This is a genomic window from Flammeovirga agarivorans, from assembly GCF_012641475.1.
GTDB lineage: Bacteria > Bacteroidota > Bacteroidia > Cytophagales > Flammeovirgaceae > Flammeovirga > Flammeovirga agarivorans.
Map to the genome: position 1 here is coordinate 24,936 of NZ_JABAIL010000010.1, position 13,792 is coordinate 38,727.

Sequence of the window (13,792 nt, forward strand, 5' to 3'; positions counted from 1 at the left end):
ATCAATTATCTTAGATGTTTAGAGGAGATCTTTACTTAAATAGCGATAAATTGCTTTCCTCTTCTATTCATTGATGATCTGTATACATTATGTATAAATATATTTTTATAGTATTACTTTTTGGATATTACGCTACATCTGCACAACAATACAATATTACTTCTTTCAATATACATGATGGATTAAGTCAGAACTATTGTAAAGTATTAGAAAAGCTAAGTAATGGTGCTATCCTTATTGGAACAAAAGATTCAGGAGTCAATATAAACATTGGTACAACCTTTAAGTCTTTTGATGTTAGTGATGGACTTTCCAATAATCATATTAATGACCTTGTGGTTGACCCTCAAGACAATATTTGGGTAGCCACCAACAATGGCATTAGTTGTGTGAGAGACAGAGAAATTTCTTCTTACTTAGAAGATGACATTGAATCATATATTATTGAAGACATTACTTATGATAACCATCTAGAAACTATTTGGGGTATAACTGTCAATAAGAAAGTTATCCGACTAAGTAAATACTATAAAAAAGATGAGTTAAAGATAAATGATAGGGTTGCATACACAGCGATAGAAGCTGATGAAGATGGACATGTTTGGATTGGTTCAAAAAGGAATGGCATCTATATCTATAAAGGAGACTCCTTAGTAGACAAAATCGCTCTAAAATCAACTATTAACTGTATAGAACATTTATCAAACAAAAGAGTTGCAGTTGGTACAAATAATGGCGTAATCATCTTTAATAAAAGAAATCTTAAAAAAGGTGCATTTAAAATCCTAAATAACATAAAGGTTAGTGCATTAACAGAAGATAGCGATAAAAACCTATGGGTCGGCACTCCTTATAATGGAGTTTATAAGACCAAAGGCATTAAAGTTTTACAAAGTATTTCAACAGACAATGGTTTAAGTCGTCAGATTTTTGATATTCAAGAAGATGATGATGGCGGGATGTGGTTTGCAACTAATAATGGACTTTTTAGATACAACAACGATATCTATACCCTTTACAGTAAAAACTTTACCATTAGTACTGATATCCTTAAAACTTATCAAACACGTGACAAAACCACTATTTTAGGTTCAGAAAGAGCATTGCATTTCATCAAAAATGATAAGCTTATTCGAAAAGAGATCTTACCCTTAAATGTCCGCCATTTAGACATTATGGAAGATCACAATAACCATTTATATATTGGTACTGAGCATGGTGTCTATGAATTTAAAAATGATAAATGGGAGAAGCTTACCTCAAACTATATCAATAAAAACTTCCACTACCCTTCTACATTTTTTGAAAGAGACAAAAAAGTATTTGTTGGTGCTCTTAATCATATATTTGAGATCGATGGAGATTCACTGATTGAAGTCACAAATTATGAAGATAAATTAGAGAACTATCAAATCACAAAGGTCGTTATTTCGCCAGTAGACTCGACAGCTTGGATTGGTACAGCAGGTAAAGGTCTTTTTCATATAGACAAAGAATGGAACCTAATTAAAGCATTCCAAAAAAGAGATAAATCTATACCAAGTTTAGAAATCAATGATTTGGTTTTTGATCAAGAAGGTAATCTTTGGATCGCTACTACTGATAGTGGTTTATGTAAAATCAGTAATGGTTTAGATAGAGCCATTAGTTTTCAAGATCAAAAGCTATCTATTACCAATATCCGTACTATTCAGATTGACAAACAAGGAAATGTTTGGGCTGGTAGTAACAGAGATATCAATCACCTAATTAAGATTGATAATGATATTGTTAGAGTGGAAAGGTATGGAACAGATGAAGGTTTTAATGCCTTGGGCTATTCAGAAGGAAGTGCCTCTAGAGATTCAGAAGGAAATTTATGGTTTGGCACTCAAGATGGCGGTGTAAAGATCACTCCTTCCCATCATGTTTATTCTGAGAAGACCCCACAGATTGTATTTGAAAATGTAAAGGTATTTTCAGAAGATATTCCATGGACTGATTATTCTGAAGGGATTGCAGCAGGTAGTCATTTACCTATCAAAGCAGTTTTACCAACTGAATACAATCACTTAACTATTAATTTTGTGGGCGTCTCTCAAAATGTCCCCAAAAAGATTAAATACCAATGGAAACTCGTTGGATTTGATGATATTTTCTGCCCTCCTACTTCTAGTAATGTTGCTATTTATCCTAAACTCCCTCCAGGGGATTACCAATTTATAATAAGAGCTATCAATGCCGGAGGTATCGCTTCTCCAGATAACACTGAGTTTACATTTACTATAGATAAGCCTTTTTACAAGAAAAGAGGTGTAATAGCGCTGATCTTACTTCTAATTATCGCCTTAAGTGTATATGTTTTCTATTCCTACATGAAAACAATCAGGATTCAAAAAGAAAACTTACAAAGAAAGGTTGACGAAAGGACTTCTGATATTCTTAAACAAAGAGAAAAACTTGAGACCGCAAAAAATGAGATAGAAAAGAAAAGTCAAGAACTTACCGAAGCTAATGAAAGAGTTTCTGACAGTATCAAATATGCTGCAACCATCCAAAATGCTTTAATTAGTTGTGATGAGCAGTTTGTGCATCTTTTCCCTAAATCATTTAATTTAAGCATCACAAAAAGTGAGGTAACAGGTGACTTTGTTTGGATGCATGAAAACGATCAATTCATTTATCTATTACTAATAGATTGTACCAATCATGGTGTCCCTGCGGCATTAATTTCTATCGTAGGAAATCAACTTTTAGAACAGTTAATTATTGAGAATCCATCTATCAAAGGTGCAGAGTTATTAATGAAATTAGACACTTCACTGAAAGATGCTCTGAAAATCTCTGAAAACACCTTGATTAGTGATGGAATGGATATCGCATGCTGTAGATTTGAAAAGGGAACGAGAAACTTGAACTTTTCGGGGGCAAGACGACCATTAATTATAATTGAAGATGGTGAATTACAAAGCATTAAAAGTAATTTTTGTAGTATAGGAATAATATTTAATGATGTTACGCCATCTTTTGATAACTTTGACTTTGAATTAAACGAAAACGCGATTATCTATCTTTTCTCTGATGGTTTTGCCAATCAGTTTAACGCTGCAGGAGAAAAGTTTAAGAAATCAAATTTCAAAAAATTGTTGACTGAAGTATCTCATCTTCCTTTGGCAGAACAATGCTCAAAGTTATATCAGGTATTTCATGAATGGAAAGAAGGTGTTGAACAAGATGACGACATGATGGTTGTCGCTTTCAAATACGAAACAAATTATGCTGAAAGTAAAAGGGATCACAAAATCATACGCGAAGTTGAGCGTCCTTAAAGGGATTGATTTAGAGATTCATAATAACGAAATCGTATCTATTATGGGAGCATCAGGTGCCGGTAAAAGTACTCTTTTACAAATTATGGGCACTTTAGATACACCAAATGATGGAGCTGTATGGATTGATAACACTGAAGTGACCAAACTAAGCGGCGATGATTTAGCAAAGTTTCGTAATGAGAAAATAGGATTTGTTTTTCAATTTCACAACCTCTTACCTGAATTTACTGCATTAGAAAATGTATGTATGCCTGCTTTAATCGCAGGAAAGCAATTGCATGAAGTAGAAGAAAAAGGAAAACAGCTGATGAGGCAATTGAACGTTGGTGATCGTTTTGATCATAAACCAACGGAAATGTCAGGTGGTGAGCAACAAAGATGTGCTATCGCAAGGGCATTGATCAATGACCCTTTAATCATTTTTGCTGATGAACCAAGCGGAAACCTGGATTCAAATAATGCAGAAGGATTACATCAGTTATTTATAGATCTTAGAAATAATTTTAATCAGACTTTTGTGATTGTAACACACAATCATGAATTAGCTAAAATGGCCGATCGTCAACTTTGGATGAGAGATGGAAAGATAGAGTTGATGGAACAAGAATAAAAAAACATCTCATCTGACTTAATGAGCAACGATAACTCAAAAAATACTCAACAAAACACAGAAGAACCAGAAAAAACGGTTACTAAAAAGAAGAAGTCGATCGGAAGAATGATCGCTAATGCTTTGCTATACCTTTTTGTTTCTATCATTGGGTTATTAATGCTGTTATTTGGTGTTGTACACTATGCCTTGAATCACTATGCCGAGCAGATCGTTGGAGAATATCTACTCCAAAAGGGTATACCTCAGGCGACAAATAATAAGTATTCTGTAGCATATGAAGACATTAATGTTCAACTTATCGCAGGATGGTCTATTCATGACTTTTTATCTAGTGGTTCTATCACATTAAACGATGTAATACTAGAAGCAGATAGTGCTTTCTTGGTAAAAAATGACAGTTTACCCATTGGAAAAAAAGATAATGTAGTTGGGATTAATGCAAAAAGAATCACACTTCAAAATATTTCATTACTAAGAGCTTTATTTCAAGAAGAAGTTTATATCGGAAATATCGTATTTGATAGTGTCACAACAGAAATTCATAAATACAAAACTGAAGAACAAGCCAAAAACAAACCTAAAAAGCCGGAAGGAGAAAAATTTAAAGGCTTACAAGATTTTTTTGACAAGGAGAAAAAACAATTTAAAAGGTATCGTATTGGCAATATTGAAATCAATAAATCACATGTTCAATATTACGATCATACAAGAAAATCTGACCAAGAAATAACGATTGGTGAAATCAATACCAATATCAATGATATTTACTTAGACTCAGCAACTTTAAGGCAAAGGTTGTTACCTATTCATATCGGTTCCTTTGTGATTAATACTAAAGACGTTCGTCTCGAATTAGATAATGCTCCCTTAGGAATCAGTTTAAGAAAATTAGAGTTTTCTACGTTAGATAGTTCGTTTACTGTTTTCAATACCTCCTTATATAAAATCAATAATAGTGATCCTGCACTTCAAGGAGCAACTATACCTTTAATTTCGTTAGAAGGTATTGACATTCCTGCTTTCTTCGATGATAGTACCTTCTACGCTCGTAGATTCAATATTTCTCAACCAAGAGTAAACCTTGATCTTACAAAGAGTACTACAAAAAAGAAATCTTCGAAGAAAACAAAAATTAGTCTACCCCCTATCCTAAAAAGCATCTCTATAGATCAATTTTATTTAGAGAATGCCAATGTACCTTTTGAAACCACAAAACTTGGAAAAAGGGAGGTTCATGATTTTAGTACAAGCCTTAAATATCTATACCTAGACAATTACACCTTAAACCGTACAATTCCTGCCGAGTTTGATTTCTTTGATGTTCGATTAGGTTATCAGAGCTGGCGACTACCAAATGATCATTACGCCAAGGTTGGCGGCTTATATTATCATTCCAAAAGGCAGAAATTATACTTGTACTCACCGGCATATAAACCAAGAAGACAGGTGCCAGACTCCACTTATCATGCTTATGTCAATGCCAACGCAAGAAAAGCTACTCTAAAAAATTTAGATTATAAGAAATTCTTAAAGCAACCTCTTGATAGTATTTTTCACTATCAAAATTTTATTGTGGATGCACCTAGTGTAGAATATTGGGTACCTACTCATCCACAAAAGAAGAAAACAAAAACAAAAGAGGCTAGTCCTCTATATTTGGGTTTAGATAAAGCTCTATTTACTAAAGGTCGTTTTAAATTATATTCAAATAAGGATAGTGTTTACAGAAATAGTGTCTCTGTTGAAAATATAAATTTCAAATTAGACAGTCTTTATCTCCCATTACATGATCCATTAAAATTTGACATCGCTAATGCTGATCTTAAGTTTTATGATTTACAGTTAAAGAATTTAGGTGGATATAATTTTTTATTGGAAGAGACGAAATTCTCTACTTCTGATAGTAGTGTAAGCTTACACCACATCAATATTGCCAACCATGATGTTCAATCAAAAATCTTACAAATTGATAGTCATATTGATGATATTGAGATCAATGATATTGGTTGGAGGAACTATTTAGCAACAGATTCACTTGTCCTTGGTACTTTATTTATCGATATACCAAGTTCAGAAATGCACCTTCCTCTGAAAGAGGTGAATGATCAATTGGAGAGTGTTTCAAAACAAAAGGCAAACTCTAGTGACGTCACCAAAAAGAGTCCTTTAAAATACCTAAGAGTTAATGATTTTGTTTTCAGAAAAGGTCCAATCTCAGTTTATAAACCAGATAACTCGCTTCTTGTAAAGAGTACTTCTACCGCTTTAGAAATAGAAGACTTCGAATTAAAAGATAAAAAAGTAGATTGGGAAGAATTACATTTCGTCCTCAATGGTCTATATGTCCCTATTCCAGAAATCCATCACCAAGCAAGAATTAATGAAATACGCATCAACGCTGAAAAACAAGAGTTGATTCTTGATGCTTTAGCCATTGTTCCTACTAGAGAAGAAATAAAAAGAGAAAATCACATTCTCTGTGGTATCAACGAAATTAAAGTAACTGGCTTGGACTACCATATGCTTCTAGATATCCAACAAATAGATGCCGATAGCATAAATATTGAAGGGTTCAGAGGTATTGTCTCTATAGATAATAGTTTAAATCAAACAGAAGAAAAAGTTGAGGAAGAAATCAAAAAAGACTCTACTCAGAACAACAAAGAAACGCTAAAATATGTCGGAATTAAATCTATAAATCTTAATGCCGATGATCTATCTGTATTGATAAAAAATAAAGAAGGAAAATCAAGTTATGCTACTTTCTATGGCGGAAAGTTTATTCTGAGTGATGTAAAATCACAGCCTTCTCCTACAAGAAATATAGATAAAATATTACCAGAAGATGTATTTATAAAATTTAAAGGGTTACAATTAGAGGGTGAAAATACCTCTTTCAAATTTACATCCTCTTTAATCATTGCCGATACTAAAGGTGATAGCTTGATCTTAAAAGAAACGAATATTACTCCACAGCTAGGCTATCAAAATGTGAGTCAATTGGATTCTGCCATGGCTTTACAAGTTGGTGATTTGGCAATAAAAGGTGCAGGCTTTAAAGATCTGATCTACAATAAAAAAGTAGATATTGATTCTGTTTTAGGGAAGAATATTTATGTAATGACTCCCGCAAAATCAAAACAAAAGAAAGTAGTTGAAGGTGAAAGTATTGCCGAAAGAGTTTTTCCAAAAGAACAAATCAATGAACTATTGGAAAAATTCACCTCTATCCACATTGGCTATATTGATATAGATCAGAGCCAGGTGAGTTTTAGAACTCCAAAGAAAGAAAAGTCTTTCTCTCGACTTATGAAAAGACAAGAACAGTCTGAAGTTTTAAAAAGAGCTAAGGTCAATGAGAGTAAATTCAATAGAAAATACGAACGTATTTTAGGGAAGAAAAAGCTGAGTAATCAAGAGAAAAAAGACAGAATAAACAGTCTTCTACAAGACACCTTAGGCTTCACGGTCGAAGTCTACCCTCTAGTCCCATCCATTGTTGATACTAGTTTAGTTAATAAACAAAATAAGTCATTACTAATTCGTTCAAATGAAAATGACATAAAGGATATTCATCTGACAATAAAGGAAATCAATGTCAATGAGGAAACAATGCAAACGGATAATCAGTATATTCAAATTGAAAATATTGATGCCTCATTAGGGAAAAATAATGTAATGTTGGGGAATGGGATGTATTCTATCGCATTTGATTCCTTGAATTTCAACACACATTATGAAAACATATATCTGAAAAACTTTGGTCTTATCCCTGCATATTCAAAAAAGGATTTTGGTGTCTATAGTGAATTTCAAACGGACCGTATTGAGATATCTATTCCGGACCTTTTATTTAGAGGCTTCCATATTCAAGAATTTCTATATGGAGACACTTTACACTTAAATGGGTTAGAAGTAGACCAATTGTCTTTATCAGCTTATCGTGATAAATCGGTACCCATCGATCCGTTTAAGAAAGACCCTAAAATGCCTCATGAAATCTTCGAGGACGTACCTATGATCTTTAGTTTGGATACTGTAACGATCACTGATAGTAGTATCGATTATGAAGAATTTAAAGGGGATATCGGCGATTCCAGAGTAGCCACTGATTCTACAGGCGGTAAATCAGGGCAATTCCAACTGAACGACTTTACAGGACAAATTTTCAATATCACTAATGATACGGCAAAATTAGTAAAGCAACCTTTTACAGAGATGTTTGTAAAGGGTACCTTAATGGATCAAGGAGGCGAATTAAAAATGTATTTTAGGATTCCTCCTCTCGACTCTTTGGGCACATATTACTATGAAGGTCAAGTAGGTGAAATGGATTTGATTAAACTGAATCCATTAATTGAAAGGTTAGAATTAGTTAAAGTAAAAGATGGACATCTAAAAAGGATGTATTTTAAAGTACTTGCTAATGATTCTATCGCTCTTGGTAACATGCAGTTTAGGTATAAAAACCTAGAAGTGGATGTATTAAAAGACAAGGAAAAGAAAACTGGTGAGTTAAAAAGAAATGCATTTTTCAGTTCAGTTGCCAACCTGTTAATTAGAGAAGAAAACCCACGTTTTCCTTCCATGAAGCAGGGGCATATTTATTTTGAAAGAAATCAGAAAAAGTTCATCTTTAATTATTGGGTGAAAACAGTATTATCTGGGATTGCTTCTACTCTATCTCCACTAATGGAACCTAATTTAAAGTACGAAACAGATGGTTCATCTAAAGATGTACTTCGAAAAAGAACTCCTGATGAGATCAAAGAGTTGAAGATGGAAATCCGTTATATAGAGAAAAACACAAAACGTAAAAACCGTCTTAAAGGACCTTTAAAACAAGTTTACTAACAATGAAAAAATATCTTTACATTGGTATAGCCGTAATCGGTTTATTATTTCTAATCTGGATCTTTCCTAAGGTAAACAGAAGAACTATTACTGCAACTGTTACGAAAACGGAGAGAAGTATTGGTAACCTCGATCAAAATAAAGATCGATTAGGTAAGTACTTAGTTTATACAATGGATGACAAAGGTAAAGCTCATGTATTTGAAAATGTAGATACATGGCTTTGGTTCAAGTTTAATTCCTCAGATGTATATGCCAAAATCCAAAGTAATAAAAAATACAACTTCAGTGTTGTAGGATTCAGAATTCCTATTTTTTCTATGTATCCAAACATTATCACAATTGAAGAAGTGTCTGGATTACCAAACAACTAAATTAAATTACAAATGAAAAATCAGTTCAACGTTATCGCTATTGCCTTCCTTATCGCATTAGGAATGGTGGCTTGTGGTGAGAAAAAACAAGCAAAAGAAGAACACAGCCATGATCATGACCACGCACATGCAGGTCACACTCACAGCCATGATGCAGTAACATTTGCAGATGGTAACTACTCTGTAGATTTATCAAAAAGTTATATCAGATGGGTAGGTTCTAAAATAGTTGGAGATGAGCACTATGGTAAACTAAGCCTAAAATCTGGTGAAGTAGCAGTTGCTTCAGGCAGTATGGCAAAAGGATCATCTTTTGTGATTGATATGAACTCTATCGTAGTAGAAGACATCCCTGCAGACAATAAATTAAATGGTAAATTAAAAGGCCATTTAGAAGCTGACGATTTCTTTGGTGTTAAGAAATTCCCTACGGCTCAGTTTGATATTAAAGAGGTAAAATCTGTTCAAAAAGGTAAAGTTGAAGTTACTGGAGATTTAACAATCAAAGGAATTACAGAAACAATTACTTTCCCTGCTCAATTAATGTCTCATGATGGCTCTATCCATGCTATGGCTGATGTTACTTTTGATAGAACAAAATATGGTATTAAATACAAGTCAGGTTCTTTCTTTGATGGTTTAGGTGATAAGGCAATCAATGATGAGATCCAATTAGAAGTTCACTTGTTTGCTGATAAAAAATAAGTAACAGAAAAAATTCTAAAATAAAAAAGGGAGTAAGTGATTAACTTACTCCCTTTATTTTTTACCAGGTTGTTGACTGTAAATCACAAGCCGCCCTTAGAATATCGCGTCTTGAAACTTGACCAATCAGTTTCCCACCTTTAACAATTGGATATCTTCTAAACGATGAGTTCTCAAAAATCATTGCTACTTCTACCACATCTTTATCTGATGATATGGTTGTTACAGCTTTTGTCATGTAATCTTGAACAAGGCCTTGACTAGCTGGATAGTTTAAGTATCTACTTTCTAGGATAATATGCAAGCAATCTTTTTCTGAAAGCATCCCTACAAGATCTCCACTTTCATTCACCACTGGAGCTCCAGAAATCTTCTCTTCTACCAATACTTGCATGGCTTCTTCGATGTTTTGTTCTGGTTTAAAGACAATTAGCTTTTTTGTCATGTACTTCTCCACCGATGGATATGGTTTTACGTCATGTGGATCTTCAATTAAGCGTTTTGGAGTAAAATTCATAATGTTTTGGATTTACTGAGTATAGTTAATTAAGAAATAAAGGGTAAAAATTTCCCTCCATTTAATATTATTTATTCTAGTAATATACACATTATCAAGGAATAATACTAACATACATAAGAAATCATCACATATGTAATAAAAGCAGAATCTGTAAAAAGTTTGATTTTAGACTAAGGAAATTTGATATCACCGAATACTAACCATCTAATTTTTATGTGTGATTATTCAAAGATTTTCATCAGTTGTGCCTTGTAACTTTGCCCCACAGGCAACTCCACATCACCTAATCCTAAAATATTACCTTCCAATGTTTCGATTTCTTGTACATTGACAATGTAAGATTTGTGAATTCTAATAAAGTCTTTCGATGGTAACTCATCTTCTAACTTTTTTAATGACGTTAACGCCATAATTGTTTTATCCTGGGTATGAAAAGCCACATATTCTTTTTGTCCCTCCATATACCTTAGCTTATCGTATTTAACTCTATATAGTTTATAGTCAGCTTTAATACTTATACTATCAGATTTAGTTGTTACTACATGAGAACTTATTTCAGGATTGGGTTCCATTTGTAATATTCCAGATGACTGGGTATTCAATAACTCAAACTGATCACTGACTTTATTTACGCATTGAAGGAATCTTGGAAAAGTAATTGGCTTTAATAGATAATCGAAGGCATTTAGTTCGTACCCTTTTAGTGCATACTCTGAATACGCTGTTGTAAACACAATCATTGTGTTTTTTAATTGCATGCTTTCCACAAATTCAATACCTGTAAGATTAGGCATTTGAATATCCAAAAACATTAAATCCACATCATTCGATTGGATAAAGGTCATAGCTTCCAAGGCGTTTTTAAAAACACCGAGAAGTTCTAGTTGTGGAACCTTAGACACATAGTTTTGGATAAGACTTCTCGCTAAGTGTTCATCATCTACAATGATTGTTTTTATCTTATTCGCCATTATTGAAACGATATCTTTAGTATAATTTTGAATTCATCTCCATCATTGACAATATCTAAAGTATGCTGATTCTTATAGATCAAGCTTAATCTCTTTTTGACATTCTCAATACCGATCCCACCTCTTGATGGGTCATTATTAGGTATTACTTCAGGAGATATCGAATTATGAACCTCAAAGATTAATTCCTTATGATCTTCTTTTAGATGAAGATTAACAAACCCATCATTGTGCTCTTCTAATTTACTGTATTTAAAAGCATTTTCAACAAATGGTTCTAATAACACAGGTGATAATAGTCTTGATGGATTCTTAATATCTATATCAAATTGTATATTTTGTTCCCCTTCAGTCTTTAAATTCTGAAAATCTATATAGTTATGAAGGTAAGAGATCTCTTTACTTAACTCTACCCGATCCTCATTGCAATCATATAGTAAGTACCTTAGCATTTCTGATAGCTTTGCGATGTTATCTGGTGCTTGAGGCATTTGCATATAAGACATCGTATAGATGTTGTTCAAAGCATTAAAGAGGAAATGAGGATTAATTTGCGAGCGTAGAAATTTCAATTCTGCTTGCATTTTCTCTTCTCTTAAGACCATCTCTTTTTCTTTACGCTCTTCATCGTACTTACTGACTGTTAAAACAGTACTGATCATAATGCTCATCAGTATAAAAACACTACCAAAACCAAAAGGGTAAATCCATTGGTACTCTAATTTGCCTGATAGCTTTTCTCTTAGGTATTCGTATTCTTGAAAAAAGGATTCTTGATCGAGGTAAGGAAAAATAAACTCACTGATTGCCAAATATGCTTTAATTGAAATGATATAAAGAAAGATCAATGAGATGACATAAAAAAGCTTATTACGTCTTTCTATAAAAAGCTTTGGTATTAAGACGAGACTATTGGTCAATATTACAAAAAGAAACACAGAGATGGACAAAGTTGCTCTTAGTAATGCAAACCAAGGTCCTATCCAATAATCAAAAAAGAAGAAGAAGGCAAATAGACCTATTGTTATAAGAGGGAATGAATAACTATTCTTTATTTTTTCTAGCATGTTCAATAAACTTTCCTCAAAAAAAATAAGACTAAAATTAAAAAAATAACTCTATCAACATAGATAGCTTTTTCATCTATGAATAGCCTTATTTTATCAATAAACTATAAAATTGAGAAAAAAACACTGTTGATTGAAGATATAAATCCATTCGTTGAAAAGATTATTTGATAGGATATATGTTTCGTTATTTCACCATTGAAAAATCAAATCATTAATTTATCTATCAATCATGTCTCGTAAGCACATTGTAACGGTCGTTGGTATCATTCTCTTAATTGGAGGTACAACTTTTATATCCAAAACATTAATCGACAACAAACCCAAACCTCAGAAAGCAGAGAAAAAAGAGAAAGTGATCTCTATAAAAGCTGAAAAGGTTCAATATGCTGATGTAAATAATAACCAAGTATTTCATGGTAGAGTAAATGCTGCTCAAACGTATATCCTTTCATCTGAGGTGGCAGGCAGAATATTACCTACTAAAGTTTTATTAAAAGAAGGAAATACATTCTATAAAGGTCAACAGCTTGTACATGTATTTGATCAAGATATTAAAGCCACATTAAAATCTCAGAAATCTAGCTTTATGAATACAATGGCTAGTGTTCTACCCGATATTAAGATTGACTATTCTAACGAATATGACAAGTGGTATAGCTTTTTTACTTCGGTGAAAATTGATCAACCTCTTCCTGAATTACCAAAGATCAATTCTGATCAAGAAAGATTTTTCCTAGCTTCTAGAAGTCTTATTACAGAATATTTCGCTATTCAACAGGCTGAAATCAACTTAAGAAAATATGCTGTCTATGCTCCTTTCAATGGTACATTTAAAAGTGTAAGATTAGAATCGGGATCTATCGTTTCTCCTGGTTCTGAAATTGGCGTAATCTCAAGAACAGATTTATTGGAAGTAGTTGTTGAAGTAGAGCCAGTAAATGCAAAATGGATTAAAAAGGGAGATAAAGTTACAGTAACTACTGAATCAAGAGATCCCTCTAATATCATAGGTATTGTTAGTAGAAAATCAAAGATTGTTGATCCTCAATCACAAACGATTAAGGTATTTGTTCAAGTAAGACCAAAGTCTACTTCAGAAATTTTTGAAGGACAATTTGTGAAAGTTGAATTTAAAGGAAATACCATTGAGAATGTTGTTGAGTTACCAAGAGAAGCAGTCATCGATGAGAAATTCATCTTTACAGTACAAGACAAAAAACTTCATCAAAAAGAGATCGAAGTGATCAAAATAAATGGCGATTCCTACTACATCAAAGGAATTAATGAGAACGAGATGATCGTTACAGAATCTGTATTTAATGGCAAAGAAGGTATGTCGGTAAATATCAGAAGCTAATCAAATTTTCAATTTAA

Annotated in this window: 9 protein-coding genes; 6 read left to right on the forward strand and 3 right to left on the reverse strand. The window is 32.8% G+C overall.

Features of this window, described 5'->3' with window-relative positions; translation table 11 throughout:
* The first annotated feature begins 89 nt into the window (after window positions 1-89).
* The 5 genes from HGP29_RS23130 to HGP29_RS23150 are packed head-to-tail and all read left to right on the forward strand — an operon-like array spanning window position 90 to window position 9,857.
* On the forward strand, window positions 90-3,308 hold the full coding sequence (locus HGP29_RS23130) for a two-component regulator propeller domain-containing protein (protein ID WP_168884830.1): 3,219 nt from the start codon (window positions 90-92) through the stop codon (window positions 3,306-3,308).
* Window positions 3,256-3,921, forward strand: a complete 666-nt coding sequence (locus tag HGP29_RS23135; RefSeq protein WP_168884831.1) for an ABC transporter ATP-binding protein — start codon at window positions 3,256-3,258, stop codon at window positions 3,919-3,921. The genes HGP29_RS23130 and HGP29_RS23135 overlap by 53 nt, the downstream gene beginning before the upstream one ends.
* Window positions 3,922-3,942: 21 nt before the next feature.
* Entirely contained in the window at window positions 3,943-8,778 is a 4,836-nt protein-coding gene (locus tag HGP29_RS23140) for a hypothetical protein (RefSeq protein WP_168884832.1), read from the forward strand.
* Window positions 8,779-8,780: 2 nt separating this feature from the next.
* Window positions 8,781-9,152 carry a DUF1523 family protein gene (locus HGP29_RS23145; protein WP_168884833.1) on the forward strand — a complete coding sequence of 124 codons (372 nt, stop codon included), beginning with the start codon at window positions 8,781-8,783 and terminating at the stop codon, window positions 9,150-9,152.
* A 12-nt stretch (window positions 9,153-9,164) separates the two neighbouring features.
* Entirely contained in the window at window positions 9,165-9,857 is a 693-nt protein-coding gene (locus tag HGP29_RS23150) for a YceI family protein (protein ID WP_168884834.1), read from the forward strand.
* 61 nt (window positions 9,858-9,918) lie between these two features.
* Here the strand turns inward: HGP29_RS23150 and HGP29_RS23155 are convergent, their stop codons facing one another.
* The 3 genes from HGP29_RS23155 to HGP29_RS23165 all read right to left on the reverse strand — a co-directional run bounded on the left by HGP29_RS23155 (window position 9,919) and on the right by HGP29_RS23165 (window position 12,415).
* On the reverse strand, window positions 9,919-10,374 hold the full coding sequence (locus HGP29_RS23155) for a CBS domain-containing protein (RefSeq protein WP_168884835.1): 456 nt from the start codon (window positions 10,372-10,374) through the stop codon (window positions 9,919-9,921).
* 224 nt (window positions 10,375-10,598) lie between these two features.
* A complete protein-coding gene (locus HGP29_RS23160) occupies window positions 10,599-11,348 on the reverse strand; it encodes a LytR/AlgR family response regulator transcription factor (protein WP_168884836.1) in 750 nt (249 codons plus the stop codon).
* A complete protein-coding gene (locus tag HGP29_RS23165; protein ID WP_168884837.1) occupies window positions 11,348-12,415 on the reverse strand; it encodes a sensor histidine kinase in 1,068 nt (355 codons plus the stop codon). The genes HGP29_RS23160 and HGP29_RS23165 overlap by 1 nt, the downstream gene beginning before the upstream one ends.
* A gap of 232 nt (window positions 12,416-12,647) precedes the next feature.
* On the opposite strand from HGP29_RS23165, the gene HGP29_RS23170 reads away from it, so the two are divergent.
* The gene (locus HGP29_RS23170) at window positions 12,648-13,775 is read left to right on the forward strand and encodes an efflux RND transporter periplasmic adaptor subunit (RefSeq protein WP_168884838.1); all 1,128 of its coding nucleotides are present in this window, start codon (window positions 12,648-12,650) and stop codon (window positions 13,773-13,775) included.
* Window positions 13,776-13,792: the final 17 nt, after the last annotated feature.

What these genes read in the sequence shown, in the direction of transcription:
- HGP29_RS23165 (WP_168884837.1), bottom strand. Translation starts at nt 12,415, where the DNA reads ATGCTAGAAAAAATAAAGAATAGTTATTCATTCCCTCTTATAACAATA.
- HGP29_RS23155 (WP_168884835.1), bottom strand. Translation starts at nt 10,374, where the DNA reads ATGAATTTTACTCCAAAACGCTTAATTGAAGATCCACATGACGTAAAA.
- HGP29_RS23170 (WP_168884838.1), top strand. Translation starts at nt 12,648, where the DNA reads ATGTCTCGTAAGCACATTGTAACGGTCGTTGGTATCATTCTCTTAATT.
- HGP29_RS23145 (WP_168884833.1), top strand. Translation starts at nt 8,781, where the DNA reads ATGAAAAAATATCTTTACATTGGTATAGCCGTAATCGGTTTATTATTT.
- HGP29_RS23135 (WP_168884831.1), top strand. Translation starts at nt 3,256, where the DNA reads ATGCTGAAAGTAAAAGGGATCACAAAATCATACGCGAAGTTGAGCGTC.
- HGP29_RS23130 (WP_168884830.1), top strand. Translation starts at nt 90, where the DNA reads ATGTATAAATATATTTTTATAGTATTACTTTTTGGATATTACGCTACA.
- HGP29_RS23140 (WP_168884832.1), top strand. Translation starts at nt 3,943, where the DNA reads ATGAGCAACGATAACTCAAAAAATACTCAACAAAACACAGAAGAACCA.
- HGP29_RS23160 (WP_168884836.1), bottom strand. Translation starts at nt 11,348, where the DNA reads ATGGCGAATAAGATAAAAACAATCATTGTAGATGATGAACACTTAGCG.
- HGP29_RS23150 (WP_168884834.1), top strand. Translation starts at nt 9,165, where the DNA reads ATGAAAAATCAGTTCAACGTTATCGCTATTGCCTTCCTTATCGCATTA.